The organism is Roseateles subflavus, assembly GCF_030285365.1.
Lineage (GTDB): Bacteria > Pseudomonadota > Gammaproteobacteria > Burkholderiales > Burkholderiaceae_C > Roseateles_B > Roseateles_B subflavus.
The window spans coordinates 1,218,128-1,244,974 of sequence record NZ_JASVDS010000001.1 but is presented as its reverse complement, the minus strand read 5'-3'; the positions used below and the strand labels follow the sequence as shown (position 1 = coordinate 1,244,974).

Below are 26,847 nucleotides of genomic sequence, written 5' to 3'. Positions count from 1 at the left end.
CGCCGTCAGCGCCGGTAGGGGTCGGCGAAGCCCAGCGCCAGGAGGATCTCGGTTTCCCGCGATTCCATGGCCTCGGCCTCGTCGTCCTCCTCGTGGTCGTAGCCCTGTGCATGCAGGGTGCCGTGCACCAGCATGTGGGCGTAGTGCGCCACGAGGTCGATGCCCATTTCCTTCGCCTCGCGCTCGACCACCTCGGCGCAGATCACCAGGTCCGCGCCGACCACCGGCTCGTGGCTGTAGTCGAAGGTGAGCACATTGGTCGCGTAGTCCTTGCCGCGGAACTCGTGGTTGAGCTGGCGGCCCTCGTCGGCGTCGACGATGCGCACGGCGATCTCGCCGGGCAGCTCGAGCGCCGCGCGGATCCAGCGCTGCACCTTGTGACGCGGCAGCTGCGCACGATGGCGCGGGTCGGCGAACTGCAGGGACAGGCTCAGGTCAGGACGGCTCATGCGCGGGCTCCGTGCGGGGCGCCACCGGCGGGCGCCTGCTTCTTCTGTTCAGCCTTGGTGCGGGCCTCGTAGGCCTCGACGATGCGGGCCACCAGCGGGTGTCGCACGACGTCGGCCGAGGTGAAGTGCGTCATGGCGATGCCGCGCACCTTCTTCAGCACACGCTCGGCATCCATGAGGCCGCTGAGCGTGCCCTTGGGCAGGTCGATCTGGCTCGTGTCGCCGGTCACCACGCACTTGCTGCCGAAGCCGATGCGGGTGAGGAACATCTTCATCTGCTCGGGGGTGGTGTTCTGGGCCTCGTCGAGGATCACGAAGGCGTGGTTCAGCGTGCGACCGCGCATGAAGGCCAGCGGGGCGATCTCGAGCTGGCCCTTCTCGAAGGCCTTGCTGACGCGATCGAAGCCCATGAGGTCGTAGAGCGCGTCGTACAGCGGTCTGAGATAGGGATCCACCTTCTGCGTGAGGTCGCCCGGCAGGAATCCGAGGCGCTCGCCGGCCTCGACCGCGGGGCGGGTCAGGATGATGCGCTGCACCTGCGAGCGCTCCAGCGCGTCCACGGCACAGGCCACCGCCAGGAAGGTCTTGCCGGTGCCGGCAGGGCCGAGGCCGAAGGTGATGTCGTGGTTGAGGATGTGGCGCAGGTAGCTGTGCTGGTTGGGCGTGCGGCCGGCCAGGTCGGCGCGGCGCGTGCGCAGCACCACGCCCTGGGAGTCGGGCACGGCCGCCGTCTCATCCACCGCCGCGGCCTTGCGCGGCTTGCGCGCGCCCAGTGCCTCGGCAAGCTGCTGGGCCGCCTCGAGGATGGCCAGCTGCAGATGCTCCGGGGCGATCGGCTTGCGGGCGTTGTCGTAGAGGCTCTGCAGCAGCTGCAGCGCCTGCTCGGCCGCCGCCTTGTGCCCCTCGATGCGGAAGGCCTCGCCGCGGCGCGTGATGCGCACATCCAGGGCAGCCTCCACCTGACGGAGATGGTCGTCGAGCCCCCCGCACAGATGGGAGAGACGTTTGTTGTCGGCGGGGGTAAAAACGTGGCGCAGTATCAAGGCGGGACCTTTGTCGCGGTCGGAAGTCAGGCGGGTATTGTCGCCGGGCGCGGCGGCCAGGCGCTCGCCGCCCTCCGGCGCTGTGGCAGATGGGGATGGACGCGCGGCAGGCTATCCCCAGACGTTCGGCACGACGTTCGGCACAATCAGGCCCGGCCGAGTCCGGCCCGCACGCCCACCATCCATGAGCATCCCTTCCCTTCTCCTGCGACTTCCCCTTCTGGTGGGCGTCGCCCTGCTGAGCCTCGTGCCCGGGCTGCTGCCGTTCCCGGCCCAGGCGCAGTCGCAGAACCTCCTCCTGCAGCAGGCCCTGGTGGCCGTGGGCTCGGAGCCGCAGTTTCCCGAGCAGGCGGCGCTCTCCCTGCAGGCGCTGCCGCATGACTGGCATCAGAGCCGTCCGGAAGCCCCGTCGGAGTTCGCGGCACATCCGCTGTGGTACCGCCTGGCCTTCGATGCCCCCTTCACCCAGCCCGCCGGCCCGCTGGCCGCCTACATCGCCCAGGCCTGCAGCAATGTGCAGGTGCGCTTCAACGGCATCAGCCTGCTGACCCGGGGCCGCATGGTCGATCCCATCACGGACCACTGCTTCCAGCCGCTGCTCGTCCCCCTGCCTCCCGAGCTGCTGCGTCCGCAGGGCAACCTGCTCGACCTGCAGCTGGCCGGCTACAGCCGTCAGCAGCTCAACTCCAGCCAGCGCAGCGCGCGCCTGAGTGCCGTCGAGATCGGCCCCCTGGAGGCCCTGAGCCAGCGCCATGCCCGCGCCACTTTCTGGCGCCAGAGCCTGCCCCAGGCGCTGAACGCCATGCTGGTGATGATGGCCGTCACCACCGGCGTACTCGCCATCCTGTACCGGCGCGAGCGGCACCTGCTGTTCCTGTCGGGCCTGATGCTCAGCTGGGTGCTGCTGTCCACGCGCTTCTGGATCGGTGCGCTGCCCCTGCCGCGCCACTGGCTCGAGATCGGGCTGTCGACCTGCCTGCCCGCCATCACGCTGTTCTCGCTGCAGTTCTTCCTGCGGGAGATGGGCTGGCGCCATGCCCGGCTCAACGCCCTCCTGCTGGCGCAGTGCGCCCTGGTGCCGCTGAGCCTCGTCGTCGCCGGGCCGCTGCATCACTTCACCGTGGCCAGCGTCTGGACGGCGCTGCTGGCCGCCGAGCTGGTCGCCGGCATGGCCTTCCATCTCTGGCTGCGCTGGCAGGCCATCCAGGCCCGGCCGCTGGACAGCACCGTGCAGCGGCGGGACTTCACCATGGTGTGCACGCTGCTGGGCCTGTCCATCGCGGCCGTCCTGCTCGAGCTGATGCTGTCCCAGCTGCAGCTGCCGATGTGGGTGCCGCTGACGCCGCTGACGGTGCCGCTGCTCATGATGGGACTGGGCCTGCACGCCACGGTCTGTGTGGCGCGTGCCCGCAAGGTGGCCGAGCACAAGCACGTGCAGCTGGAGCAGCGCATGGCCGAGAAGCTGGCCGAGATCGAGCGCAGCTACGCGCAGATGGCCGAGCAGAAGCTGGAGCAGGTCACCGAACGCGAGCGCAAGCGCATCGCCGCCGACCTGCACGATGACCTCGGCGCCAAGCTGCTGACCATCGTCCACACCAGCGAGTCCGACCGCATCTCGACGCTGGCCCGCGAGGCGCTGGAGGAGATGCGGCTCTCGGTGCGCGGCCTCACCGGCAAGCCCGTGCACCTGCTCGACGCCCTGGGGGACTGGCGCGCCGAGCTCGTCTCCCGCCTGGGCCAGGCCAACATCAACGCCGAATGGAAGTCTCCTGCCGAGGACGTGGAGCACACGCTGCCGGCGCGCGCCTATGTGCAGACCACGCGCATCCTGCGGGAGTCCGTGAGCAACATCATCAAGCACAGCGGCGCGACGCATTGCACGGTGAGCTGCAATGTGCAGGGCGGCGATTTCCAGGTGGTCATCCAGGACAACGGCCAGGGCATCCCCATGGAGCTGGACGGCCGCCTGGACAAGGGCCACGGCATGGCCAGCATGAAGGCCCGCGCCAAGCAGATGCAGGGGCAATGCCTGGTCGAGTCCGGGCAGGGCCTGGGCACCATCATCCGCCTGACGATTCCGCTGTGATCTGCGACTCAGGGTCTGGCCGGGACTGGCGCCACTGCATCAAAAGGCATACTGTTGCCTGATCGCCAGGCCGTGGGCCCCTCCGGGCCCGCCCATACCAAGACCACACCATGAACAACATCCTGCTGCTCGAAGACATCCCGGAAATCCGCGCCTGGCTCAAGACCCTGGTGAGCCAGGTCTTCACCAATGCCGTGATCACCGAGTGCTCCCGCGTGCAGGACGCCCTGCAGCACATCAACAGTCAGCGTTTCACCCTGGCCCTGCTGGACCTCGGTCTGCCCGACGGCTCCGGCGTGGACGTGGTCGCGGCGCTGCGCGAGAAGCAGCCGGAGGTGCAATCGGTGATCGTGACCATCCACGATGACGACGAGCACATCTTCCCCGCCCTGCAGGCCGGCGCCTTCGGCTACCTGCTGAAGGAGCAGGCGCGCGAGCTGCTGGTCGAGCAGCTGCAGCGCATCAGCCAGGGCGAGCCGCCGCTGTCGCCCTCCATCGCCCGCAAGGTGATCGCGCACTTCAACTCGCAGCGCCGCCCGCAGGCCTCGCCGCAGCTGATCGAGGTCTCGCTGACCGAGCGCGAGACCGAGGTGCTGCTGCGCGTGGCCAAGGGCTTCACGCTGCCGGAGATCGGCGTGCAGCTGGGCCTGTCGCGCCACACCATCGCGGACTACGTGAAGCAGATCTACCGCAAGCTCAACGTCTCCTCGCGGGCGGAAGCGGCGCTCGAGGCGCAGCGCCTGGGCCTGTTCGGCCGGAACTGATGCCGCGGCGGGCCGCCCGGCCCGGAAGCCCCCGATAATCGCCCGATGATTGGAAGGCTCACCGGCGTCCTCGCGGAAAAATCGCCCCCGCTCGTGCTCATCGATGTGCAAGGCGTCGGCTATGAAGTCGACGTGCCGATGAGCACCTTCTACAACCTCCCCGGCCTGGGCGAGCGGGTGAGCCTGCTGACGCACTTCGTGGTGCGCGAGGACGCCCAGATCCTCTTCGGCTTCCTGAGTGCCGAGGAGCGCGCCACCTTCCGCCAGCTCATCAAGATCAGCGGCGTGGGCCCGCGCACGGCGCTGTCCATCCTGTCCGGCCTCAGCGTGGGCGACCTGGCTCAGGCCGTGAGCCTGCAGGAGGCCGGCCGCCTCGTGAAGGTGCCGGGCATCGGCAAGAAGACGGCCGAGCGCCTGCTGCTGGAGCTCAAGGGCAAGCTGGGTCCCGATCTCGCGCTGCCTGCCAGCGTGGCCAACGACAGTCAGGCGGACATCCTCCAGGCCCTGCAGGCCCTGGGCTACAGCGACAAGGAAGCCGCCGCCGCCCTCAAGCAGCTGCCGGCCGACGTGGGGGTGAGCGAGGGCATCAAGCTCGCGCTGAAGTCCCTGAACCGCTGACCCCGCCCCTCCTGCGCCCCGCCCCGCCATGCCGATCCAGACCGACGACTTCGCCCCCCAGCCGCCCACCCGCGTGATCAGCGCGGCACCCGGCAACCCGAACGAGGAGGCGCTGGAGCGCGCGCTGCGCCCCAAGCTGCTGGACGAGTACGTGGGTCAGGCGAAGGCGCGCGAGCAGCTGGAGATCTTCATCGGCGCCGCCCGCAAGCGCGAGGAGGCCCTGGACCACGTACTGCTCTTCGGCCCACCGGGCCTCGGCAAGACGACGCTATCGCACATCATCGCCGCCGAACTGGGCGTCAATCTCCGCCAGACCTCGGGTCCCGTGCTCGAGAAGCCCAAGGACCTGGCCGCCATCCTGACCAATCTCGAGAAGAACGATGTGCTCTTCATCGACGAGATCCACCGCCTCTCGCCGGTGGTCGAGGAGATCCTGTACCCGGCGCTGGAGGACTACCAGATCGACATCATGATCGGCGAGGGCCCGGCCGCCCGCTCGATCAAGCTGGACCTGCAGCCCTTCACCCTCGTCGGCGCCACCACCCGCGCCGGCATGCTGACCAATCCGCTGCGGGACCGCTTCGGCATCGTGGCGCGGCTGGAGTTCTACACACCTGAAGAGCTCCAGCGCATCGTGACACGCTCGGCCGGGCTCATGAACGCGCCCATCGCGGCGGAGGGCGCCCTGGAGATCGCGCGGCGGTCGCGCGGCACGCCCCGCATCGCCAACCGCCTGCTGCGCCGCGTGCGCGACTACGCCGAGGTGAAGGGCGACGGCCGCATCACCAAGCTGATGGCCGACAAGGCCCTGGCCATGCTGGACGTCGACCCCCAGGGCTTCGACCTCATGGACAGAAAGCTGCTGGAGGCCGTGGTGCACCGTTTCGACGGCGGCCCCGTCGGCCTGGACAACGTCGCGGCCGCCATCGGCGAGGAGCGCGACACCATCGAGGACGTCATCGAGCCCTACCTGATCCAGCAGGGCTTTCTGCAGCGCACGCCGCGCGGGCGCATTGCAACGCTCGCGGCATTCCGGCACCTCGGCGTCGCGCCGCCGAAGAGTTCGGCGGGGCTGTTTGACGAGTAGCGGCTGACCGGCAGGTGGCCCGGCACTTCAGCGTGCCGCCCGCTCCACTGCCAATGGCATGCACCCAATGGCATGCACCCAATGGCATGCACCCAATGGCATGCACCCATGAAAAAAGGCGACCCGAAGGTCGCCTTTTGCACATTCTGATCCCGAGGGATTAGAAGTTGTGACGGATACCGACAGCCAGGCTGTTCAGGTCGCCAGCGTTGTTGTCCTTGTTGTCCAGCTTCGTGAAGAAGCCGTACACCTTGGTGCGCTTGCTCAGGTTGTAGTTGTAGCCCAGGGTCAGCTGGTTGGCCTTGGCGCCGACAGCGCTGCGGCCAGCGTCGCCGTAGTTCACGTGGAACTCGGAAGCGCCCATGGTGTACATACCGGCCAGACGCCAGATGTTGCGGGTTTCGCCGTTGACGTCTTCACGTTGCACGTAGCCACCGACGGTGAACTCGCCCAGCTCGTACAGAGCGCGGCCAGCGTACTGCTTGGCATCGCCTTGCTTGCTGTAGCCAGCGCCCAGGTGCAGAGGACCTTGGTCGTAGTTGGCCGACAGGTCGAAAGCGCGCTTGTCGGCGCCTTCACCAGCGTGCATCGTGATTTCAGCGGTGAAGCCGTCGATGTTCGGGGTGAAGTAGCCCACCTTGTTGGCGGAGGTCCAGCCAGCGCCCGAGTACAGCTTGTCGTCGGAGGTGCCGGTGTCGTGGTTGTGCATGCTGACGTAGTCAGCGGTGGCGAAGTACGAACCGTTGGTCCAGTTACCCAGACGGATGGCACCGAAAGCGCCGCTCAGTTGCACGGACGATTCACGGTTCCAGAAGGCGCCGCCGGTTTGCTTGCCGGTGTCGATGTCCAGGCCGTGTTCCAGAGCGAAGCTGACCTTCAGGCCGCCACCCAGGTCTTCCTGGCCCTTCACGCCCAGGCGCGAACGGTTGTCCTGCACGACCACCTTGCGGTCGGCGGTGCCGATCTTTTGGCTTTCAACGGTCACGTTGGCGCGGCCCCACAGGGTCACGGAGCTTTGTGCGAAAGCCGAAGCCGACACAGCGGCCAGAGCAGCGACGAGAGCGATCTTCTTCATCATTTGCCTTTGTAGGTTGAGGTTGTGCCGGGCTGAAACACCCGGTCTTGTCACGCGGAATGTGGCGGGAGTATAGGAGGCCTAGGGTTTGACCGAAGCCCCGGCGACGTGAATTTGCAACAGTCACTTTTTGCAGGGGGGCAAGGCGCTTTTTGTCGTCTACCCCGGGCATCAGCGTCAAAGCAGGGCCCGAGGTGGGCTCAGGACGCCACCGGGAGATGGCTTTCGTCCGCCCATCCCACCAGATGCAGCTGCCCGCCGGAGACCATCAGCCGGTTGATGGCGGCATTGCCGAGGCGCCAGCTGCGCGGCGCCTGCAGGTCCAGGCCCAGGGCAGCCCGGTAGAGACAGTCCAGCACGCCGCCATGGGTGACGAGCAGGAGGCTCTGGCCCGCATGGCGGGCCGCCAGCGCCTGCACGGCAGCCAGCACACGCTCACTGAAGATCCGCAGCGATTCACCACCGGGCGCGGCAAAGTCGGGCTCCCGCAGCTTCCAGCGCCGGGCGGCCTCCGGATCCCGCTCGCTGAGCTCGGCCCAGGTCAGGCCCTGGAAGTCGCCGAAGCTGCGCTCGCGCAAGCCGGGCTGCCACTCGACGGGCAGCGGGCGGCGGCGGGTCAGCGGTGCCAGGGTCTGGCGGCAGCGCTGCAGGTCGCTGCAGAAGACGTGGTCCAGGCTTTCGTCCTGCAGCGCGCCGGCCAGCGCCTCGGCCTGGGCCTCGCCCGTGGCATCGAGCGCGATGTCCAGCTGCCCCTGCAGCCGGCCCTCGGCATTCCAGCCGGTCTGCCCATGGCGCACGCACACTAGGCGCGTGACGTCGTCCAGTCCGTCCATCGGGGCTCAGCCCTGCCAGATCACGTCGGCCCGCTCGGCCTCACTCAGGCGCAGCATGTCCAACAGGGGCCAGACCCGCTGCTTGAGCGTGACGCCCTGCCGGCGCGGCGCGGGCTCGCCCTGCGCCTCGGCTTCGGCGACCAAGCCGGCAAAGGCCGCTTCGTCCGCCTCGACGGCGGCCAGCAGCGCCCGCTGGGCAGCCGGCAGATCGGCGAGCTCGATGATGCCTTCCCGGGCCGGCTCGCGACCCAGGGCCGCCAGGACCTGCTGGGCGGCATCAGGCATATAGATCACATCGGCCGCGGCCTTGGACTTGAATCGAAACATGGAAACCTCGGCGCAGAGCTGAACACGGATGGCAGGCCACGCACGGGCCTGCCGCCTCTATTGTGGACCGCGCTCCGGACCGGCTCAGCCGGCGCCGCCCTGCACCAGCCGCATGGGCGGGCGCTCCACGCCCCACACCCGCGCCTCGAACGTGGCGGCGTCGAGCGCGGCCGAGAAGAGATAGCCCTGGAACTCGTGGCAGCCAGCCTCCTGCAGGAAGCTCCGCTGCGCCTCGCTCTCCACCCCTTCCGCGATGACCTGCAGGCCCAGCGCCCGGCCGACCTGGACCACGGCACGAACGATGCCCGCATCGCTGGCGTCATCCGGCAGCCCCTGGACGAAGCTGCGGTCGATCTTCAGGCGCTGGATGGGGAAGCGCTTGAGATAGGCGAGGCTGGAATAGCCGGTGCCAAAGTCGTCGATGGACAGGCACACGCCCAGCTCGGCCAGCGCCTGGAGGCGGCGCAGGGCTTCGTCGGCATCCCGGAGCAGGATGGACTCGGTCAGCTCCAGCTCCAGCAATGCCGGCGGCAGCCCGGCCGTCTGCAGCACCTGGCGCACCCGGTCCACGAACTGGGCCTGCTGGAACTGCAGGGCCGAGACGTTCACCGCCACCGGCAGTCGCCGCCCCTGGCGTGCCCAGGCCTGCGCCTGGGTCACGGCCTCGTGCAGGACCCAGTCCCCGATGGCGACGATGAAGCCGCTCTCCTCCGCCACGGGGATGAATTCACCCGGCGGCACCTCGCCACGCACCGGGTCTCGCCACCGGATCAGCGCTTCGGCGCCGATGACCTGGCCGCTCGCCAGATCCAGCTGCGGTTGGAAATGCAGGCGGAAGCGCCGCTCCAGCAAGGCCTGGCGCATGGCGTGATCCAGGCGCATGCGGGCCAGCAGGTCCACGTCCTTGCGCGGCTGGTGGAAGCGGAAGCCGGCACGGCCACTGTCCTTGACGCCCTGCATGGCGCGCTCGGCACTGGAGGTGAGCTCATCCAGGGACTCGCCGTCGCCCGGGAAAAGCGCAATGCCGATGCTGGCGGTGACGGTGAAGCTGAGGGTGTCGAAGCCGAAAGGCCGAGTCATCGCCTCCAGCACCCGCCGGGCCGTGTGCTCCGCCCCGCGGGCGTCCGCTTCATGGATCAGCAGCGCAAACTCGTCGCCTGAGAGCTTGGCCACGGTGTCCACCTCGCGAAGGCAGTCCCGCAGCCGCTGGGCGACCTCTCTCAGGACGCGGTCGCCGAAGGCATGACCCAGGGTGTCGTTGATCTGCTTGAAGCGGTCGAGATCGACGAAGAGCATCGCAAAGCCCGAGGCCTCTCGCTTGGCGATGGCGCGGGCGTACTCGACCCGCTCGGCCAGTGCGCGACGGTTGGGCAGGCCCGTCAACATGTCCGTGTGGGACAGCTCCTCGATGCGCTGGCTCGCCGCCAGCTGGTCACTGAGATCACGGAAGGAGAACACGCGGCCTACCGGCCGCTGCCGGCTCCACTGCGGCAGCGACACGCGCTCCAGCACCCGGCCGTCCAAGAGGCGGATCACCTCGCTGCTCTGGGCCAGCGGCGCGTCCAGCAAGGCACTCAGGCGCGCGGCGTAGGCGGCGCCATCCGAGACGCTGCGACGCATCCACGCCTGCACGGCAGCGTCGTCCCGCTGCTGCAGCAACTCCTCCGGGATGCCCCACATCGCCGCGAAGCGCTGATTGAAGTTGCGGATGCGACCGGCGAGGTCCGTCACCAGGATGCCGTCGACGGTGGACTCCAGCGTGCTGCGCAGGTCCACCAGCAGGGTCTCGCGCTCCTCCTCGCTGCGCCGCTGGGCGCTGAGGTCGCGCATGCTGAGCACCCACACCGACGGCTCGTCTGGCGCGGCGCCGGGCAGCAGGCGGATGCGGCGGTCCACCCACAGCGTGTGGCCGTCGGCATGGCGCAGCAGCGTCTCCGTGTGCAGCCCTTCGCGGGCGCCTTGGGCGACGTCGCTCCAGAACAGCTGATCTTCGGGCGTGACGCACAGCGACTCGATGCGCTGCCCCTGCAGTGCCGCGGCGGGCAGGCCCAGGAGCTGCTCAGAGGCCACGTTGGCCGCCAGGAGCGTCAGGTCCTGGGCGTCCACGAGCCAGACCGCCTCCTGCAGCGCGTCGAGCAGGCCGGCCCAGGGCGCCACCCATGCCGCGGGGAGCGCGGCTGGCGGGGAACTGGACGCTGGGGGATTCGCCGAGGCTGCCTGCTGCGCGTGCCGGACCGGCTTCACACCGCCACCTCTCCCATGGGCGAGGCGGCGACGGACTCGAAGAAATAGGCCACGCGCGCGCGCGGGCTGAGGTAGTCGAGAGAGGCCCGCGGCAGCGCGCCGGGCTTGAGGCTGCGGCGGATGCCGAGGTCGGGATGGTCTTCCAGATTGACCACCAGCGCCTCGTCGCGCGGGATCTTGGGGTCATGCACCATCACCCGCGGCTTGAGCGGTCGCGAGGAGTTCACCGCGACGACCAGCGCGTAGCGGTCGTCGGTCAGCTGCACCGTCGAGCCGGGCGGGTAGACGCCCATCATGCGGATGAAGGCGTTGAGCATGGTCGCGTCGAAGCGGCTGCGCCCCTGCGCGAACATCAGCGAGAGCGCCTCGTGCGGCGTCATGGCCTTGGAGACGAGCAGCGGGTTGCACAGGCCGTCAAAGCGGTTCACGAGCGCCACGATGCGCGAGGCGGCGCTCATGCGGTCCACGTTGATGCGCTGTGGGAAGCCGGTGCCGTCGGCGTTTTCATGGTGCTGGGCGATCACCAGCAGCGGGCCCGCCGCCAAGTCCATCTGCTTGGCCAGGGCCACGCCCTTGACCACGTGGGTCTGGTAGACCTGGCTTTCGGCGGTGGTGAAGCTCTCGTCCCGGTGGCGCAGGCGCGGCGGGAGGTCGAGCTTGCCGATGTCATGCAGCAGTGCGCCGACACCGAGATCCATCATCTCGTCGCGCCCAAGACCGAAGGCACGCCCCAGCAGCAGCGAGATGATCGACACATTCAGCGCATGTGCGGTGCCGCGGTCGCCCGCCCCCTCGTTGAGCAGGCGGATGTTGAGGTCGCCCTCCACCAGCATCTTGTCCAGCAAGGCACTGACCAGCGCCGTGGACTGGTCACGGGAGTTGACCGGGGCGCGGGGCACCAGGTCCACGATGCCCTTGAAGGCCGCCGCCGCCTCGGCGTACTGTTTCTCGCAGAGGGAGAGCGCCTCGCGCTGGGCGGCCAGCGCCTTGCGGTGGGCCTCCTTCTGCTGCTGCTCCGGGCTGAGCTCGGGATTGAGCGGCTCCGAGGCAGGGGCGGGGACCGGCGGCGCATCATCGGACAGCTCGCTCTTGGCGGGGCTCCAGCGCACCTGCTTGAGGCCCAGACGGCGCAACACCAGCAGCTGATCTTCCGAGCTCAGCTTGAAGCTGCTCAAAGGGAAGGGATGCGACATCCAGCCCAGGTCGAGATGGATGAACATCCCCACCTTCAGCTGTGCCACGTCAATCAGCGGATCTGTTGTGTTGTCCTTCATGCCTGTCCTAGCCCATTCCTCCGCGGGCGGCTCTGTCGATGCATCGGCCGTCCCTTCGGAGAACTTGAGCAATGCACTAGGGAACTTTACACGGATGGAAACACCTCTTTGCCGAATCTGACGCATCAGCCACCGCCTTGACTGGAAAGATCGCACGGCCCTAGCATGTTCATTTAATGAACCCTCGTTCATCTAAAGAACTTTCTTGACTGCAATCCTTTCCATTTCCTAATCACCTTCCGACCCTCCTCTTTCCTCGAGGGGCAAGGGTCGCGCCTCCCTTCAGGAACCCCATGCGCACTGCCTATATCTGCGACGGACAACGCACCCCCTTCGGCCGCTACGGCGGCGCCCTCTCCGGCCTCCGTGCGGACGATCTCGGCGCCCTGCCCCTCAAGGCACTCATGGCCCGGCATCCCGGCCTCGACTGGCAGGCCGTGGAGGATGTGCTGTACGGCTGCGCCAACCAGGCCGGCGAGGACAACCGCAACGTCGCCCGCATGGCTGGCCTGCTGGCCGGCCTGCCCATCGAGGTGCCGGGCGTGACGCTGAACCGCCTGTGCGGCTCGGGGCTGGATGCCGTGGGCTCCGCGGCACGCGCCATCAAGGCTGGCGAGGCGGACCTGCTGATCGCCGGCGGCGTGGAGAGCATGAGCCGTGCGCCCTTCGTGATGCCCAAGGCCGACGCCGCCTTCTCCCGTCAGAACGCCGTCTATGACACGACCATCGGCTGGCGTTTCATCAACCGGCTGATGAAGGCGCAGTACGGCGTCGACTCCATGCCCGAGACGGCCGAAAACGTGGCGCGCGAGTTCGGCATCGAGCGCGAGGCCCAGGACCGCATGGCGCTGGCCAGCCAGAAGAAGACCCTCGCCGCCCAGCAGGCCGGCTTCTTCGACGCCGAGATCTGCCCGGTCGAGATTCCGCAGAAGAAGGGCGACGCCGTCTGGGTGCGGCAGGACGAGCACCCGCGCGACACCAGCCTGGAGTCCCTGGCCCGGCTCAAGGGCGTGGTGACGCCGGACGGTTCGGTGACCGCCGGCAACGCCTCGGGCGTCAACGATGGCGCCGTCGCCCTGCTGCTGGCCAGCGAGGCCGCCGCGCAGCGCCACGGCCTGACGCCCCGCGCCCGCGTGGTGGCCATGGCCACGGCCGGCGTGGCGCCACGCATCATGGGCATCGGACCGGCGCCGGCCACGCAAGCCGTGCTCGCCCGGGCCGGGCTGAGCCTCGAGCAGATGGACGTGATCGAGCTGAACGAGGCCTTCGCAGCTCAAGGCCTGGCGGTGCTGCGCCAGCTGGGGCTGCCGGACGACGATCCCCGCGTGAATCCCAACGGCGGCGCGATCGCCCTCGGGCACCCGCTGGGGGCCAGCGGCGCCCGCCTGGCGCTGACCGCCGCCAACCAGTTGCAGCGCACCGGCGGCCGCTACGCCCTGTGCACCATGTGCATTGGCGTCGGCCAGGGCATCGCGCTGATCCTGGAACGGGTGTGAGGGTGTGATGAAAGAAGGGGCGCCCTGGGAAGGGCCGCCCCAGGCCCCGCCAATGCTGGTCGGCATGCGAACGAGCGGCCCGCGCACCCCCTCGGCGCCTCCCCCTTTGGACGGCCCCGCATCGCGATCACCGGGCCCCGGAACGTGTGATACTGGCCGCCGCCGGGGCCATATATCACACATATGCCTAAAGTCATATGCGTACGTTCTTGGCCCCTCCTGCAACTTGCCGAACAGAAGAAGCAAGACAGGGAGTCGATCCGCCACCCGGTGCCACAAGGTGATCGGGGCCTGCTCAAAGCGACCTGCACCAGGCCGTCAGATCAGTGCGCCCAAAATTCACCAACATGGTGCATTCATGTGCGTTCGTCGCCCAATGCTTGCAAAGCCGTCACCATTTGTAGTGACAGACTTCTATAGTCGGCGACTGATTTGATCGCGCTCAGACGTTTTTGGGCGCTCTCGCACCCTGGAATGCCATGTCTGCAGCTCGCGCCCTTGATGATCTCGCCTCCGTCGCAGTTCCGGCCAGCCCGGCAACGACTGTCTCCCAGGAACCACAGGCACCGCTGAAGCGCGACCTGGTGGCCGGCCTGGAGAAGGGTCTCGCCGTGATCGAGGCCTTCGACCAGGAGCGTCCCCGCCTCACCATCAGCGAGGTGGCCGCCCGCACCGGGCTGACCCGCGCGGCCGCCCGCCGCTACCTGCTGACCCTGAGCTACCTGGGCTTCGTCTCGCAGGACCGCAAGATGTTCGCCCTGACGCCCAAGGTGCTGCGTCTGGGTCAGAGCTACATGCATTCGGCCCGGCTGCCGCGCATCGTCGAGCCTGAGCTGCACAAGCTGGCGTTCGCCCTCAAGGAGGCGAGCGCCGCCGGCGTGCTGGACGGCAACGACGTGATCTGCATCGCCGCGACGAGCGCCGGGCGCGTGCTGTCGCAGCATCTGCAATCCGGCGGCCGCGTGCCCGCCTACTGCTCGGCCAATGGCCGCGCCCTGCTGGCCGCCCTGAGCCCCGAGGATGCCGACGCCTGGATTGCACGCCAGACGCTCGAAGCCGTGACGCCGCACACGATCACGAATCCGGACCGCCTGCGCAACGAGGTCGCCCGCGCCCGCGCCCTGGGCTATGCCAGCGTGGACCAGGAGCTGGAGCTCGGCCTGCGCAGCCTCGCCGTGCCGCTCAAGAACTACCGGGGCGACGTGGTGGCGGCCCTCAACATCTCCATCCATGCCTCGCGCATGAGCATGGAGCAGCTGGTGGAGCATGCCCTGCCCCCGCTGCTGCAGGCGCAGCAGCACCTGCGCATGCTGCTCTGAACGCGCAGCACCCCAAAGAAAAAGCCGCCCTCGGGCGGCTTTTCTGCTTTCTGGCCCGAGCGATCAGCCGGCCCAGACGCGGTGCTTCAGCAGCGGGCTGACGCGGTAGCGCTCGCTGCGGCTGGCCTCGAACAGCGCGTCCAGGGTCTCGACCACGCGGGCGGCGCCCAGCAGGGCCAGCCACTCGAAAGGCCCGGCCGGGTAGTTGACGCCCAGCTTCATGGCCTGATCGGCAGCCGCCTCATCACACACGCCCTGCCAGACCGCATCGGCGCCTTCATTCACCAGCATGGCCAGCGTGCGAGCGACGACGAGGCCCGGCGCATCGCGGAGCACCAGCGGCGTCCAGCCCAGGGCCGCGAAGAGCTGGTGGGCGGCGGTCCGGCCGGCCTCGCTGCAGCGCGGTGCGAAGGCCATGGCCAGTGCCTCGGTGCGCGGGCCGTTGACGGGCCAGTCGATCACGGCCAGCTCGGTCACGCCGTCGCGCTGCGCCAGTTCCGCGGCACAGCGGCCGCTGCTCAGGCGCAGCTGCAGGCCGTCGAGCGCCAGGCCGGCCCAGCCCGCGCCGCTGCCACGCTGGAAGGCCACCCCGGCGGCCTCAAGCGCCTGCGCCAGCGCCTCGACCAGCGCGCCCTCGCCATGCAGAACGAACGACGCCCCGCCCGCGACGCCGGATCGCTCGGCCGGCGCCGGCATGGCCGGCACGCCGTCATAGAAGCCCTTGCCTACCTTGCGGCCCAGCCGCCCGCCGTCGACCAGCGCCTTCTGCACCAGGGACGGCACATAGCGCTTGTCGCCGAAGTTCGCCTCGAAGACGGACTGGGTGACCAGGAAGTTCGTGTCGTGCCCGATCAGGTCCATCAGCTCGCAGGGGCCCATGCGGAAGCCCACCGAGCGCAGCGCCCGGTCCAGCTGGGCCGGCGTGCCCGCCTGCTCCAGCAGCAAGGCCAGCGTCTCGGCGTAGTACGGACGGGCAATGCGGTTGACGATGAAGCCGGGCGTCGACTTCGCGTGCACCGACGCCTTGCCCCAGCGGCGCGAGAGCTCGTAGATGGCCTCGGCCACGGAGGCCTGGGTCTCCGCGCCGGACACCACCTCCACCAGCTTCATCAGCGGCACGGGATTGAAGAAATGCATGCCCACCAGTCGCTCCGGACGCTGCAGGCCATTGGCCAGCGCCGTGATGCTGATGGACGAGGTGTTGGAGGCGATGAGCGCCTCCGGCCCCAGCAGCGCATCCAGTTCGCGCAGCAGGGCCTGCTTGGGCTCCAGCTTCTCGACGATGACCTCGACGACCAGCGCGGCGTCGGCCAGCTCGGACAGCGCCGACGCCGGCCGGATGCGCGCGAGCACCGCGTCGCGCTCGGCGGCCTCCATGCGGCCCTTCGTCACCAGGCCGTCCAGCGCCTTGGCAATCTGGCCGTGTGCCGCCTGGGCAGCGCCGTCGCGGACGTCCATCAGCCGCACCGGATGCCCGGCCTGGGCGGCCACCTGGGCAATGCCCGCGCCCATCACGCCGGCGCCGACCACGCCGACCAGCGCCTCGGCGGCCGGCCGGCTCGTCACGGCCCATGTCTGAGGAGTGCCGCTCATGCGCCTTCTCCTTGCGGCACCCAGGCCGCCGGACGCTTCGCCATGAAGGCGGAGAAGCCCTCGCGCGCCTCGTCACCGACCCGCACACGGGAGATGGTCTGGGCGGTGAGCTCGCGCACCTCCTCCGTCACCGGCCCGACGGCCAGCTGGCCGAGCAGCCGCTTGATCTCCCCCTGCGCCTGCGGGCCATTCGCCAGCAGCTCGTGCAGCCAGCGCTCGAGCGCCTCGTCCAGGGCTTCCAGTGGCACGACCTCATGCACGAGGCCCATCGCCAGGGCCTCGCTGGCGGGGATGCGGCTGCCGGTGAGCGCGAGGCGTCGGGCCTGGCGGCTGCCGACGGCGTTCACCACATACGGGCCGATGACGGCCGGCAGGATGCCGAAGCGCGCCTCGCTGACCGCGAACTTCGCGTCATGGCTGGCCACGGCGATGTCGCAGGCCGCCGTGAGCCCCACGCCGCCGCCCAGCGCCACGCCCTGCACGCGGGCGACGGTGGGCTTGGGGCAGGACTGGATGCGGTACAGCATGGCCGCAAAGCGGCGCGCATCCTGCAGATTCCACTCCTGGCTGGATTGCGCGGCGCGCTGCATCCACTGGATGTCCGCCCCGGCGCTGAAGGCCTTGCCGGCACCGGCCAGCACGATGACGCGCACCTTGGGGTCCGCCGTCAGGCGCTCGAAAGCCTGGTCCAGCTCGCCGATCATCTGCTCGTTGAAGGCGTTGAACACCTCCGGCCGGGTCATGGTGACGCGCGCGACGCCGCGGGCATCCACCGCAATATGCAATGTCTCCACCGTGAAACTCCTTGTAATGCATCGAAGTATCGCAGCCCGCGCCGGCACTTGCGGCGGCGCACAATGTGCGCATGAGCACGTCCAGGCGCCCTGTCGCACCCGAGATCTTCCAGCAGCCCGTGATGCTGGATGGGCAGACGCTGCGCATCGAGGCCTGCTGGCTGGGCCCCGCCGCCGCGGTGCAGGACCCGCAGCAGCCGCTGATCGTCTTCCTGCATGAGGGCCTGGGCTCGCTGAGCCAGTGGCGGGACTTTCCCGCACGGCTGTGCGAGGCGCTGGAGATGCCGGGCCTGGTCTTCTCCCGACCGGGCTATGGCCACAGCACCCCACGCACCGAGCCCTGGCCGCAGGACTACCTCCAGCGCCAGGCCCGGGGCCTGCTGCCCGCCTGCTTCGCGGCGCTGGGGCTCGCCGACCGCCCGCTGCTGCTCTTCGGTCACAGCGATGGCGCCAGCCTCGCCCTGCTCTATGCGGCGCACGCCCCGGCCCACGTCCAGGGTCTCGTGGCCATGGCCCCGCACCTGTTCGTCGAACCCGTCACGCTGCTGGGCCTGCAGGCCGCCCGCACCGCCTATGAGCAGGGCGAGTCCCTGCGCAAGGCCCTGGCCCGCCATCATGCGGACACCGACTCCGCCTTCTACGGCTGGAACGACGCGTGGCTGCGTCCGGGCTTCGAGGCCTGGAACATCGAGTCGCTGCTGCGCGGGCGCCTGCCCTGCCCGGTGCTGGCCGTCCAGGGCGTCCATGACGAGTACGGCAGCCTGCGCCAGATCGAGGCCATCGCCGAGCTGCATGACGACACGCGCCTCGTCGCGCTGCCCGACTGCGGCCACAGCCCGCACAAGGACCAGCCGGAGCGCCTGATCGCCGGGGTCCGGGACTGGCTGCCCGGACGGGCCTGAGCGACCTCCCGGTCCCGCACGCCGATCGCCGCCAGCGACCGTTCACGTCGCCGCGGCGTCAATTCGTCGCAGGCGCCTGGAAGCGCGGGGCCGTGGCGCGCACACTCCTTCCATCGACAAGGCCATGAGGCCCGCCCAGCCGGAGACCCCGCCGAACTTCAGGAGAGACACACCATGAAATCCGCCACCAAGACCCTGCTCACTGCCCTGCTTGCCATCGCCAGCGCCGCGTCCCTGACGCTGGCCCAGGCCGATGCCACCGGTGAGCAGCCCTGCCTTGGTGCGCCGGCCCTGCAGCTGCCCTCGATGAGCCTGGCCCAGGCGGCCACGCCCGAGACCGGCCCACAGGCCTGATGCCTGCCCCGGCCCGGGCCCGGGCCCGGGCCAAAACCGAGTAAGTCCTCCCTTGAGCCCGGCACCCGCCGGGCGCTTTTTTTTGCGCCCCGCCCCCGCCGCTGGCTGCGCCGGCCATGAAAAAGGCCACCCGAAGGTGGCCTCGCGGACCCACGGCAGCCGGAGCCGCCGAAGCGTCGGGGGGCGCCGCCGCTGCGGTCACCAGATCCGGATGCGCTCCTCGCCGGCCTTGTACATCTTGTCGCCCTGCTTGGTGCCGAAGGCCTGGTGGAAGCCATCGTGGTTGACCACGGCGCCATTGGCGCGGTACTCGCCGGGCGAGTGCGAATCGGTCGTGATCAGCTGCAGCATGCGCTCCTCGCGGGCCTTCTCGCGCCAGGACTGCGCCCAGCCCAGGAAGAAGCGCTGCTCGCCGGTGTAACCGCCGATCGTGGCCGAGGGCTTGCCGCCCAGCGAGCGCAGGTAGGCCTTGTAGGCGACCTGCAGGCCCGACAGGTCGGCGATGTTCTCGCCCAGCGTCAGCTTGCCGTTCACGTGCTTGCCCGGAATGGGCTCGTAGCTGTCGTACTGCGCGACGAGCTTGGCGGCGATGCCCTCGAAGGCCTTGCGGTCCTCCGGCGTCCACCAGTTGCGCAGCACGCCGTCGCCGTCGTACTGGCTGCCCTTGTCGTCGAAGCCGTGGCTGATCTCGTGGCCGATCACGGCACCGATGGCGCCGTAGTTCACGGCGTCATCGGCGTTCATGTCGAAGAACGGCGGCTGCAGGATGGCGGCCGGGAACACGATCTCGTTGGACAGCGGGCTGTAGTAGGCATTGACGGTCTGCGGCGTCATGCCCCATTCGCTGCGGTCCACCGGCTTGCCGGCCTTGGCGATCATGCGCTTCCAGCCGAACTGCGCGGCACGCTGGCTGTTGCCGAAGGCATCCCCCTCGCGCACCTCCAGGCTGCTGTAGTCGCGCCACTTGGCGGGGTAGCCGATCTTGGTCACGTACTTGGACAGCTTGTCCTGCGCGGCGGCCCGGGTGGTCGGGCTCATCCAGCTCAGGCCGTCGATGGAGTCCTTGTAGGCGGCCAGCAGATTGGCCACCAGCTTCTCCATGCGGGCCTTGGCCTCCGGCGGGAAGTGGCGGGCCACGTACAGCTGGCCCACGGCCTCGCCCAGCGCGCCGTTCACCTCGCCGATGGACTTCTGCCAGCGCGGCAGCTCCGCCTTCTGGCCGGACAGCGCCTGGCCGAAGAAGGCGAAGCGCGCCTCACGCACGGCCTTGGGCAGCACGTCGGCATTGCTCGAGACGGCGTGCAGGCGCAGGTAGAGCTGCCAGTCCTTCAGCGGCTCGCTGGCGATCAGGCCCGACAGCGCCGCGATGGCGCTGGGCTGGGCGACGGCGATGCTGTCCAGCTTGCCCAGACCGGTGGCGGCGAAGTAGGCGTCCCAGTCCATGCCGGGCGCACGGGCGGCGATCTCGGCCGGGGTCATGGGGTTGTAGGTCTTGACCGGATCGCGGTTCTCGACCTTGTCCCAGTGCACCGCGGCGATCTTCTCCTCCAGCGCCAGCACGCGCTCGGCGGCAGCGGCCGGGTCCTTCTCGCCCAGCAGGCCGGCCAGCGTGGCCAGGTAGGTCTTGTAGGCCTCACGGGCCTTGGCGAAGCGCGGATCGTCCTTCTTCAGGTAGTAGTCGCGGTCGGGCATGCCCAGGCCGCTCTGCCACATGCGCACACCATTGACGGTGGGCTTCTTGGCATCCGCGGCGACGAACACGCGGATCGGCGCCACCGAACGCATCTGGGCGCCGCCGAACCAGCGGGCCAGCGCCTTGGGCGAATCGATGCCGGCGATCTCGTCCAGCGTGGGCTGCAGCGGGGCGAGGCCGGCCTTCTCGATGGCGTCGACGTCCAGGTGGCTCTTGAAATAGGCGGCCACCTTGAAGGCATTGCTGCCGGCGGGCTGCGGCTTGGCGGCGAGCTCGTCGATCAGCGCCTTGACGCGGGCGTCGGACTGGTCGCGCAGCAGCTCGAAGCTGCCGAAGCGGGACTTGTCGGCGGGGATCTCGGTGGACTGGATCCAGCCACCGTTGACGGCGCGGAACAGGTCGTCCTGCACGCGGACCTGGGCGTCATAGCCCGACGTCTGCAGGCCGGCGGAGGGGTCGGCCATGGCGGTGCAGGCCAGCTGCGTGAGCAGCGCGAGGGTGGCGAGGCGGAGTCGTTTCATGAAGTGGCAATCCGTGGGTTGCATGAAAGGGCAGCGAGGCCGGCGAGGCCGGCCGGGCGGGCATTACCAGATGCGGATGCGGTCCTCGCTGGACTTGAACATCTTGTCGCCCTGCTTGGTACCGAAGGCCTGGTGGAAGCCGTCGTGGTTGATGGCGGCGCCGTTCGCGCGGTACTCGCCAGGCGAGTGCGGGTCGATCACCAGCAGCTGCAGCAGGCGCTGCTCGCGGGCCTTCACGCGCCAGGACTGCGACCAGCCCAGGAAGAAGCGCTGCTCACCGGTGTAGCCGCCGATGGCGGGCGCCGTCTGGCCGGCCAGCGAGCGCTGATAGGCCTTGTAGGCGATCTGCAGACCCGACAGATCGGCGATGTTCTCGCCCAGGGTCAGCTTGCCGTTCACATGCTTGCCGGGGATCGGCTCGTAGCTGTCGAACTGCGACACCAGCTTGGCCGTGATGGCATCGAAGGCCTGGCGGTCTTCCTGGGTCCACCAGTTGCGCAGCACGCCGTCGCCGTCGAACTGGCTGCCCTGGTCATCGAAGCCATGGCTGATCTCGTGGCCGATCACGGCACCGATGGCACCGTAGTTCACGGCGTCGTCGGCGTTCATGTCGAAGAACGGCGGCTGCAGGATGGCGGCCGGGAACACGATCTCGTTCTGCGAGGGGTTGTAGTAGGCATTCACCGTCTGCGGCGTCATGCCCCACTCCTTGCGGTCCACGGGCTTGCCGGCCTTGGCGGCCATGCGCAGCCACTCGGCACGGCCGGCGCGCTGGTTGTTGCCCAGCGCATCGCCGGCCTTCACCACGAGGCGGCTGTAGTCACGCCAGGTGTCGGGGTAGCCGATCTTGGTCATGTACTTGGACAGCTTGTCCTGCGCCTGCAGCTTGGTGGCCGGGCTCATCCAGCTCAGGCCGTCGATGGAATCCTTGTAGGCGGCCAGCAGATTGGCGACCAGCTTCTCCATGCGGGCCTTGGCCTCGGGCGGGAAGTGGCGGGCCACGTAGATCTGGCCGATCGCCTCGCCCAGCGCGCCGTTCACCTCGGCCACGCCCTTCTGCCAGCGCGGCAGCTCGGCCTTCTGGCCCGACAGCGCCTGGCCGTGGAAGGCGAAGGCGGCATCACGCATCGCCTTGGGCAGGACGCCCGCGTAGCTGTCCAGCGTGCGGGCCTTCAGGTAGAGCTTCCAGTCGGCCAGCGGCACGTCAGCCATCAGCTTGGCGATGCCCTTGACGGCGCTGGGCTGCATCAGCGAGACGGACTCCATCGTCGGCAGGCCGGCGGCCTGGAACAGCGCCGCCCAGTCGAGCTCGGGCGCCTGCTGGGCGAGGTCCGCCACGCTGATGGGGTTGTAGGTCTTGACCGGGTCGCGGTTCTCGACGGTGCTCCAGTGCAGCTGGGCGATCTTCTCTTCCAGGGCATAGATGCGCTGGGCAGCCGCGGCGGCGTTCTTCTCGCCGGCAAAACCGGCCAGCTGCTGCAGGTAGGCGAGGTAGGCCTTGCGGGCCTCGCCCATGCGGGCGTCGTCCTTGAGCAGGTAGTAGTCGCGATCAGGCAGACCCAGGCCGGCCTGGTAGACCGTCAGGCGGTTCTCCTGCGGCTTCTTGGCGTCGGCATCGACGTACATCGCGAAGGGCGTGGCCACCTCGCCCTGCACCTGGCCCACCCAGCGGGTCAGCTCGGCGACGGACTTCAGGCCGTCGATGGCCTTCAGGTGCGGCTGCACGGGCTTGAAGCCGGCACGGTCGATGGCAGCGGTGTCGAGGTAGGCGGCGTAGTAGGCGCCGATCTTGGCCTCGTTGCTGCCGGCCGGCTGCTTGCCCTTGGCCAGCTCCTCGACGATGGCACGCACGCGGGCGTCCGACATGTCACGCAGCTGCACGAAGGTGCCGAAGGAGGACTTGTCCGCCGGAATTTCCGTGCGGCTCAGCCACCCCCCGTTGGCGGCCAGGAACAGGTCGTCCTGGGCTCGCACGGCCGGGTCGTAGTTGGGCAGGTCGAGCCCGTGGTTGTGGGGGGCAGCGAAGGCGGCACCGGCCAGCTGGATCATCAGCGCCAGGGCGCCCAGTTTGAACGTGGACTTCATCGACTCTCTCTCGGCCCCGCCGCGCTTCTGGCGCCCGGAGCTGGTGATGGATCTAGGGATGGACGAAAGGCCCGAAGCATACGTGCAGCGATGCATCGGCCCAAAAGTCAGTCACCCCGTGAAAGCCCTAGAAAGCGGGCAAAAAGCCCCGCAGACACGGGCGGCCTGCGCCCGGCGCCCGAGCCCGCGCCATGGCCTTCGGCATCTTGCGGCGCGCCCCGGGGCTGGCACCATGTCCGGCATCCCCAACCCGGCCACGAGGCACCGCACCATGTCTTTCGTCACCCTGCTGCTGTGGTTGCTGCTGGCCGTCGTGTGCTGGCCGCTGGCCTTGCTCGTCCTGCTGCTGTGGCCGCTCGTGTGGCTGCTGCTGCTGCCCCTGCGCATCCTCGGCTTTGCCGTCGGCGGCGTGATGGCGCTCGTGCAGGCGATCTTCTTCCTCCCCGCCCGGCTGCTGGGCTGGCGGGCTTGATCAACCCTGCATCTGCCCGTCCACCACCATGAGCGTGGTGTCGCAGCGCCGGGCGAGGTCCGGGTTGTGCGTCACGAAGAGCACCGCGGTGCCGTGCTCCCGGTTGACCTGGCGCAGCAGCTCGAAGACGGCATCCGCGCTCCGGGTGTCCAGGTTGCCCGTGGGCTCGTCCGCCAGCAGCAGGGCCGGCTGCATGGCCAGCGCACGGGCTACCGCCACGCGCTGCTGCTGACCGCCGGAGAGCCTCGCCGCGGGCGTGTCCTTCCAGCGCTCCAGGCCCACGCTGCCCAGCAGGCGCAAGGCCTGCCCCTCGGTCTCGGCGTCCGGAAATCCCTTGAGGCCGACCATCGGCAGCATCACGTTCTCGAGCGCGCTGAAGGCGCCGATCAGGTGGTGGTACTGGAAGACGAAGCCGATCGTGTGCCCGCGCAGTCGCGTCAGGCGGGCGTCGTCCATGGCCGTCGTCTCCTGGCCCTGGATCAGCAGCTGGCCGCCGGTCGGGCGGTCGAGCAGGCCGACGATGTTCAGCAGCGTGCTCTTGCCCGAGCCGGACGGCCCCATCACGGCCGAGAACTGGCCCGGCATCAGGCGCAGGTCGATGCCGTGCAGCACCTCCACCTCGGTGGGCTGGCCCACATTGAAGGACTTGCGCACCTGGCGCAGCTCCACGACGGGTGTGTTCATGTCATCCACGGATGGCCACCACGGGATCGAGACGCGCCGCGCGCAGGGCCGGCGCCAGCGCGGCCAGCAGGCCGGTGAGCGTGGCCAGCACGAGGGCCGTCAGGTAGAGGCTGGGGTCGAAGGTGATCGTGAACATCGGGCTGCCGTCGGGCGTCTTCGCGTAGCCCAGCCACAGCTGGAGTGCCGCCGAGCCGACGAGGCAGCCAATCAGCGCGCCCCCCAGACCCAGCAGCCCGCCCTGCAGCAGGAACACGCGCATGACCTGACCCCGCGAGATGCCCATGGCGCGCAGGATGCCGATCTCCTTGGAGCGCTGCACGACGGACACCACCAGCACGCTCGCGATGCCGAAGGCCACCGAGAGCCCGACGAAGAAGCGGATCGCGGTGTTCGCCGTGCTCTGCGACTGCACGGCGCTGAAGAACTGCGCATTGGTCTTGATCCAGCTGTCGGCCTGCACGGGCGCCATGGCGCCGATGCGCTGGGCCACGACCTCCGCGGCATAGACGTCATGCACGGTGAGGTCGATGCTGGTCACGCCGCCGGAGTAGCCCAGCAGGCTTTGCGCGCTGTGCAGCGCCACGAAGCCGGTGCGCTGGTTCGCGCCCTTGTTGCCGAGATCCAGGACGCCGGCGATCTCGAAGGTGTTCGCCGCGCCGCTGGCGGCGCTCACCCGGAGCTTGTCGCCCACGGCGAGGCCGAGGTCGTGCGCGAGCTCGATGCCGATGAGGATGTCCGTGGCCCCCAGTCGGGCGCGCCCCTCCACGATCTTGTCGCTGAGGCTGACGATGCGGTCGTAGTGCTCCAGCTCCACGCCGACGAGGCTCAGCGAGCGGCTGGTGTCCCCGCGCTGGATCAGCGTGGAGCCGCTCACCGTGGGCGACACCACCTTGATGTCCGGCATGGCGCGCAGCTGCAGCAGCAGCGACTGCCACTGATCGATGGACTTGAGCCGCTGCAGCGGCGCCTGCGTCGTGGTGGCGAATCGCTCGCGCCCCTCGGCATGCAGCACGCGGACCTGTTCCTTGGGCGGCAGCAGCTGGATGTGGGGCTGCGCCGTCAGGACGCGCCGCACGAGATTGCCCTGCAAGCCGGCCAGCAGCGCCGACATGAAGACGATCACCGCCACGCCGATGGAGACGCCGACGATGATGAAGAGGCTCTGCATGCGCCCCTCGCGCAGGAAGCGGGCCGCGACGATCCACTCGAAGGGCTGCCAGCGTGCCAGCGCCATGCTCAGGCCCCTGCCTGGCGAAGGTGCTGCCCGGCCTTCCAGCGGCGGTCGGGCGCCAGCAGCACGCGCTCGCCGGCCTTCAGGCCCTGCTGCACCTCCACGACGCCACCGGCCCGCAGGCCCAGGCGCAGCTCACGGCGTTGCAGCCGGTCCTGCGCATCCAGCACCCAGGCGAAGGGCTGGGCCGAATCAGCCTGGACGACGGCTTCCAGCGGCAGGCTCAGCACCTGCGGGCGGCGGGCCACCTCGATCTCGACGGACACGGTCATGTCCTGGCGCAGATAGGCCGGCGGCTTCGGCACGGCGAGCTTCACCTCGACGGAGCCGCGCTGGGCGTCGACGCCCGGGCTGACCTCGCTCAGGCGGGCCTCGAAGCGCTGGTCGGCATAGGCATCCGCGGAGGCCAGGGCGGCCTGCCCCGGCTGCAGCAGGCCGAGGTTGCGCTCGTCGATCTGCGCCACCAGCTCGCTCGCCCCCGCGGGCGCCAGCAGCAGCAGCACCTTGCCGGCCTGCACCACCTGTCCGGGCTCGACACTGCGGTTGACGATGGTGCCCGCCACCGGCGCCTTGATGCTCAGATAGTCCAGCCGGGCCCTGGCCGCGAGCGCGCTGGCCCGGGCCTGCTCAAGCGTGGTGCGCGCCAGCGCGAGGTCCGCGCCCTGCGGGTCGCCGGACTGGCGCTGCAGCGTGGCGGCACGCGCCTGCGCCTCGGCCACCTGGAGCGCGCGGCGGGCTTCGTCCAGCGCCGCCTGGCCGATGAAGCCCTGGCGGAAGAGATCCTGCTGCCGCGCATGCTGGGCGCGGATCTGGGCCAGGTTGGCCTCGGCCTGGCGCTCGGATTCGCGCGCCGCCGGCGCCTGCACCTCCTGCAGCTGCCGCAGCCGCGCCGCCGCCTGCTGCACGGCCAGATCGGCGGCCTGCCACGTGGCCTGGGCCTCCGTCGCCTCGAGCGCCACCAGCGCCTGCCCGGCCTGCACCGCCTGCCCCTCCTCGACCAGGACCTGACGCACGGTGCCGGTCACCTGCGCCCCCAGCTCCACCGAGTGCGGAGCCTGCACGCGGGCGCTGGCCACGACGGTGCGGACAAGGTCGCGCGGCTCCAGCGTCTGCAGGCGCACGACCGGGCCTTCCCAGCTGCGCCACGCGAAACCGGCGGACAGCAGGACCACGGCCCCGAGGGGCAGCAAGACTTTCCAACTCCAGCGCATGGGCAGAGGGCTCCCGATCGACGAGTGATGAGACCATTGTCGAAACAAGGCGGGCCGGGGAGGCTTGACACAGCTCAAGCCTCCGCTGCGCCCCATCGTAAAGAAGCCCAGCGTCGGCGCGCGGGCGCGAGCCGCCTTTTTTGGCATCATCCCCCGATGCCTGGACACCTTGACCCGTCGCCGGAGCTGCGCCCTCTTCCCGCCGACCGCTACGCCGACTGGCTGGACGGGGCCGTCGAGCGCTATGCCGACTATCTCGTGGCCGTCGGCCGCAGTGCGGCGAACGAGTCCCTGAACACGGCCCGGCGCACCCACGCGCAACTCCTGCCGCGAGGCCTGCAGACGCCGGGGCACCATCTCTTCGAGATCCCGGACGGCAAGGGGCGTGCCGTCGGCAGCGCCTGGCTGCACCTCGGCGCGCAGGGGCGCGCCCATCTCTACGACCTGCATGTGGACGCCGCCCATCGCCGCCTCGGCCATGCCCGGCGAGCCCTGACCGCCCTGGTGCGGCACGCCTGCGCCCTGGGAGCGAACCAGCTGAGCCTGAACGTGCAGGCCGACAACGTGGCCGCCCATGGCCTGTACCAGGCGCTGGGGTTCGAGACACACAGCCTGCAGATGAGCCGGCGCCTGGCGCGTGACGAGCCTTAGGTGACGAAGTTCCCCGGATCAGCTGCGACGCACCTCCGCAG

General features: G+C 69.5%; 24 protein-coding genes. 10 read left to right on the top strand and 14 right to left on the bottom strand.

Annotated elements, in window-relative coordinates:
* Nucleotides 1-5: 5 nt before the first annotated feature.
* Both ybeY and QRD43_RS05585 read right to left on the bottom strand, forming a co-directional pair.
* On the bottom strand, nucleotides 6-449 hold the full coding sequence (gene ybeY, locus QRD43_RS05590; RefSeq protein WP_285981480.1) for an rRNA maturation RNase YbeY: 444 nt from the start codon (nucleotides 447-449) through the stop codon (nucleotides 6-8).
* Nucleotides 446-1,492: a PhoH family protein gene (locus QRD43_RS05585; protein ID WP_285981479.1), complete on the bottom strand. Its 1,047-nt coding sequence runs from the start codon at nucleotides 1,490-1,492 to the stop codon at nucleotides 446-448. Before QRD43_RS05585 ends, ybeY begins: the two co-directional genes overlap by 4 nt.
* 184 nt (nucleotides 1,493-1,676) lie before the next feature.
* Here QRD43_RS05585 and QRD43_RS05580 point away from each other — a divergent pair, with 184 nt between their 5' ends.
* From QRD43_RS05580 to ruvB, 4 genes are all read left to right on the top strand, one after another.
* Entirely contained in the window at nucleotides 1,677-3,578 is a 1,902-nt protein-coding gene (locus QRD43_RS05580) for a sensor histidine kinase (RefSeq protein WP_285981478.1), read from the top strand.
* Nucleotides 3,579-3,688: 110 nt separating this feature from the next.
* The gene (locus QRD43_RS05575; protein WP_183105436.1) at nucleotides 3,689-4,342 is read left to right on the top strand and encodes a response regulator; all 654 of its coding nucleotides are present in this window, start codon (nucleotides 3,689-3,691) and stop codon (nucleotides 4,340-4,342) included.
* Nucleotides 4,343-4,387: 45 nt separating this feature from the next.
* Nucleotides 4,388-4,960, top strand: coding sequence for a Holliday junction branch migration protein RuvA (ruvA, locus tag QRD43_RS05570; protein WP_285981477.1), 573 nt, complete (start codon nucleotides 4,388-4,390; stop codon nucleotides 4,958-4,960).
* A gap of 28 nt (nucleotides 4,961-4,988) precedes the next feature.
* Nucleotides 4,989-6,047 (top strand): Holliday junction branch migration DNA helicase RuvB, encoded by a 1,059-nt coding sequence (ruvB, locus tag QRD43_RS05565; RefSeq protein WP_285981476.1) that lies wholly within the window; start codon nucleotides 4,989-4,991, stop codon nucleotides 6,045-6,047.
* A 160-nt stretch (nucleotides 6,048-6,207) separates the two neighbouring features.
* Here ruvB and QRD43_RS05560 read toward each other — a convergent pair whose 3' ends face one another.
* The 5 genes from QRD43_RS05560 to QRD43_RS05540 all read right to left on the bottom strand — a co-directional run bounded on the left by QRD43_RS05560 (nucleotide 6,208) and on the right by QRD43_RS05540 (nucleotide 11,800).
* Nucleotides 6,208-7,122, bottom strand: a complete 915-nt coding sequence (locus tag QRD43_RS05560) for a porin (protein ID WP_285981547.1) — start codon at nucleotides 7,120-7,122, stop codon at nucleotides 6,208-6,210.
* Nucleotides 7,123-7,322: 200 nt separating this feature from the next.
* Nucleotides 7,323-7,955 (bottom strand): histidine phosphatase family protein, encoded by a 633-nt coding sequence (locus QRD43_RS05555; RefSeq protein WP_285981475.1) that lies wholly within the window; start codon nucleotides 7,953-7,955, stop codon nucleotides 7,323-7,325.
* 6 nt (nucleotides 7,956-7,961) lie between these two features.
* Nucleotides 7,962-8,282, bottom strand: coding sequence for a DUF1840 domain-containing protein (locus tag QRD43_RS05550; RefSeq protein ID WP_285981474.1), 321 nt, complete (start codon nucleotides 8,280-8,282; stop codon nucleotides 7,962-7,964).
* Nucleotides 8,283-8,366: 84 nt separating this feature from the next.
* On the bottom strand, nucleotides 8,367-10,439 hold the full coding sequence (locus QRD43_RS05545; RefSeq protein ID WP_285981473.1) for a putative bifunctional diguanylate cyclase/phosphodiesterase: 2,073 nt from the start codon (nucleotides 10,437-10,439) through the stop codon (nucleotides 8,367-8,369).
* An 83-nt stretch (nucleotides 10,440-10,522) separates the two neighbouring features.
* Complete coding sequence (locus tag QRD43_RS05540; RefSeq protein WP_285981472.1) at nucleotides 10,523-11,800, bottom strand: cyclic di-GMP phosphodiesterase; 1,278 nt, start codon at nucleotides 11,798-11,800, stop codon at nucleotides 10,523-10,525.
* Between the two features lie 293 nt (nucleotides 11,801-12,093).
* Between QRD43_RS05540 and pcaF the strand changes: the two genes are divergently transcribed.
* On the top strand, nucleotides 12,094-13,296 hold the full coding sequence (gene pcaF / locus QRD43_RS05535; RefSeq protein WP_285981471.1) for a 3-oxoadipyl-CoA thiolase: 1,203 nt from the start codon (nucleotides 12,094-12,096) through the stop codon (nucleotides 13,294-13,296).
* Between the two features lie 479 nt (nucleotides 13,297-13,775).
* Nucleotides 13,776-14,615 carry an IclR family transcriptional regulator domain-containing protein gene (locus QRD43_RS05530; protein WP_285981470.1) on the top strand — a complete coding sequence of 280 codons (840 nt, stop codon included), beginning with the start codon at nucleotides 13,776-13,778 and terminating at the stop codon, nucleotides 14,613-14,615.
* 63 nt (nucleotides 14,616-14,678) lie between these two features.
* Here the strand turns inward: QRD43_RS05530 and QRD43_RS05525 are convergent, their stop codons facing one another.
* Both QRD43_RS05525 and QRD43_RS05520 read right to left on the bottom strand, forming a co-directional pair.
* Entirely contained in the window at nucleotides 14,679-16,208 is a 1,530-nt protein-coding gene (locus QRD43_RS05525) for a 3-hydroxyacyl-CoA dehydrogenase (RefSeq protein ID WP_285981469.1), read from the bottom strand.
* On the bottom strand, nucleotides 16,205-17,002 hold the full coding sequence (locus QRD43_RS05520; RefSeq protein ID WP_285981468.1) for an enoyl-CoA hydratase-related protein: 798 nt from the start codon (nucleotides 17,000-17,002) through the stop codon (nucleotides 16,205-16,207). The genes QRD43_RS05525 and QRD43_RS05520 overlap by 4 nt, the downstream gene beginning before the upstream one ends.
* 71 nt (nucleotides 17,003-17,073) lie before the next feature.
* On the opposite strand from QRD43_RS05520, the gene QRD43_RS05515 reads away from it, so the two are divergent.
* Nucleotides 17,074-17,904 (top strand): alpha/beta fold hydrolase, encoded by an 831-nt coding sequence (locus tag QRD43_RS05515; RefSeq protein ID WP_285981467.1) that lies wholly within the window; start codon nucleotides 17,074-17,076, stop codon nucleotides 17,902-17,904.
* A 174-nt stretch (nucleotides 17,905-18,078) separates the two neighbouring features.
* Complete coding sequence (locus tag QRD43_RS05510) at nucleotides 18,079-18,258, top strand: hypothetical protein (protein WP_285981466.1); 180 nt, start codon at nucleotides 18,079-18,081, stop codon at nucleotides 18,256-18,258.
* A gap of 198 nt (nucleotides 18,259-18,456) precedes the next feature.
* Here the strand turns inward: QRD43_RS05510 and QRD43_RS05505 are convergent, their stop codons facing one another.
* Nucleotides 18,457-20,472, bottom strand: coding sequence for a M13 family metallopeptidase (locus QRD43_RS05505; RefSeq protein ID WP_285981465.1), 2,016 nt, complete (start codon nucleotides 20,470-20,472; stop codon nucleotides 18,457-18,459).
* A gap of 63 nt (nucleotides 20,473-20,535) precedes the next feature.
* Nucleotides 20,536-22,557, bottom strand: coding sequence for a M13 family metallopeptidase (locus QRD43_RS05500; protein ID WP_285981464.1), 2,022 nt, complete (start codon nucleotides 22,555-22,557; stop codon nucleotides 20,536-20,538).
* Nucleotides 22,558-22,828: 271 nt separating this feature from the next.
* On the opposite strand from QRD43_RS05500, the gene QRD43_RS05495 reads away from it, so the two are divergent.
* Nucleotides 22,829-23,029 carry a hypothetical protein gene (locus QRD43_RS05495; RefSeq protein WP_285981463.1) on the top strand — a complete coding sequence of 67 codons (201 nt, stop codon included), beginning with the start codon at nucleotides 22,829-22,831 and terminating at the stop codon, nucleotides 23,027-23,029.
* Here QRD43_RS05495 and QRD43_RS05490 read toward each other — a convergent pair whose 3' ends face one another.
* From QRD43_RS05490 to QRD43_RS05480, 3 genes are read right to left on the bottom strand one after another with little or no spacing between them, the layout of a single operon-like run.
* The gene (locus QRD43_RS05490) at nucleotides 23,030-23,713 is read right to left on the bottom strand and encodes an ABC transporter ATP-binding protein (protein WP_285981462.1); all 684 of its coding nucleotides are present in this window, start codon (nucleotides 23,711-23,713) and stop codon (nucleotides 23,030-23,032) included.
* A gap of 1 nt (nucleotide 23,714) precedes the next feature.
* Nucleotides 23,715-24,947 carry an ABC transporter permease gene (locus QRD43_RS05485; protein ID WP_285981461.1) on the bottom strand — a complete coding sequence of 411 codons (1,233 nt, stop codon included), beginning with the start codon at nucleotides 24,945-24,947 and terminating at the stop codon, nucleotides 23,715-23,717.
* A gap of 2 nt (nucleotides 24,948-24,949) precedes the next feature.
* On the bottom strand, nucleotides 24,950-26,134 hold the full coding sequence (locus QRD43_RS05480; RefSeq protein ID WP_285981460.1) for an efflux RND transporter periplasmic adaptor subunit: 1,185 nt from the start codon (nucleotides 26,132-26,134) through the stop codon (nucleotides 24,950-24,952).
* A 177-nt stretch (nucleotides 26,135-26,311) separates the two neighbouring features.
* Between QRD43_RS05480 and QRD43_RS05475 the strand changes: the two genes are divergently transcribed.
* Nucleotides 26,312-26,806 carry a GNAT family N-acetyltransferase gene (locus tag QRD43_RS05475; RefSeq protein ID WP_285981459.1) on the top strand — a complete coding sequence of 165 codons (495 nt, stop codon included), beginning with the start codon at nucleotides 26,312-26,314 and terminating at the stop codon, nucleotides 26,804-26,806.
* Nucleotides 26,807-26,847 lie beyond the last annotated feature (41 nt).

Coding starts and splice junctions, on each gene's coding strand:
- QRD43_RS05505 (WP_285981465.1), bottom strand. CDS start 20,472: ATGAAACGACTCCGCCTCGCCACCCTCGCGCTGCTCACGCAGCTGGCC.
- QRD43_RS05540 (WP_285981472.1), bottom strand. CDS start 11,800: ATGAAGGACAACACAACAGATCCGCTGATTGACGTGGCACAGCTGAAG.
- QRD43_RS05510 (WP_285981466.1), top strand. CDS start 18,079: ATGAAATCCGCCACCAAGACCCTGCTCACTGCCCTGCTTGCCATCGCC.
- QRD43_RS05560 (WP_285981547.1), bottom strand. CDS start 7,122: ATGAAGAAGATCGCTCTCGTCGCTGCTCTGGCCGCTGTGTCGGCTTCG.
- QRD43_RS05490 (WP_285981462.1), bottom strand. CDS start 23,713: ATGAACACACCCGTCGTGGAGCTGCGCCAGGTGCGCAAGTCCTTCAAT.
- ruvA (WP_285981477.1), top strand. CDS start 4,388: ATGATTGGAAGGCTCACCGGCGTCCTCGCGGAAAAATCGCCCCCGCTC.
- pcaF (WP_285981471.1), top strand. CDS start 12,094: ATGCGCACTGCCTATATCTGCGACGGACAACGCACCCCCTTCGGCCGC.
- QRD43_RS05495 (WP_285981463.1), top strand. CDS start 22,829: ATGTCTTTCGTCACCCTGCTGCTGTGGTTGCTGCTGGCCGTCGTGTGC.
- QRD43_RS05550 (WP_285981474.1), bottom strand. CDS start 8,282: ATGTTTCGATTCAAGTCCAAGGCCGCGGCCGATGTGATCTATATGCCT.
- QRD43_RS05580 (WP_285981478.1), top strand. CDS start 1,677: ATGAGCATCCCTTCCCTTCTCCTGCGACTTCCCCTTCTGGTGGGCGTC.
- QRD43_RS05575 (WP_183105436.1), top strand. CDS start 3,689: ATGAACAACATCCTGCTGCTCGAAGACATCCCGGAAATCCGCGCCTGG.
- QRD43_RS05485 (WP_285981461.1), bottom strand. CDS start 24,947: ATGGCGCTGGCACGCTGGCAGCCCTTCGAGTGGATCGTCGCGGCCCGC.
- QRD43_RS05515 (WP_285981467.1), top strand. CDS start 17,074: ATGAGCACGTCCAGGCGCCCTGTCGCACCCGAGATCTTCCAGCAGCCC.
- QRD43_RS05555 (WP_285981475.1), bottom strand. CDS start 7,955: ATGGACGGACTGGACGACGTCACGCGCCTAGTGTGCGTGCGCCATGGG.
- QRD43_RS05530 (WP_285981470.1), top strand. CDS start 13,776: ATGTCTGCAGCTCGCGCCCTTGATGATCTCGCCTCCGTCGCAGTTCCG.
- ruvB (WP_285981476.1), top strand. CDS start 4,989: ATGCCGATCCAGACCGACGACTTCGCCCCCCAGCCGCCCACCCGCGTG.
- QRD43_RS05475 (WP_285981459.1), top strand. CDS start 26,312: ATGCCTGGACACCTTGACCCGTCGCCGGAGCTGCGCCCTCTTCCCGCC.
- QRD43_RS05525 (WP_285981469.1), bottom strand. CDS start 16,208: ATGAGCGGCACTCCTCAGACATGGGCCGTGACGAGCCGGCCGGCCGCC.
- ybeY (WP_285981480.1), bottom strand. CDS start 449: ATGAGCCGTCCTGACCTGAGCCTGTCCCTGCAGTTCGCCGACCCGCGC.
- QRD43_RS05500 (WP_285981464.1), bottom strand. CDS start 22,557: ATGAAGTCCACGTTCAAACTGGGCGCCCTGGCGCTGATGATCCAGCTG.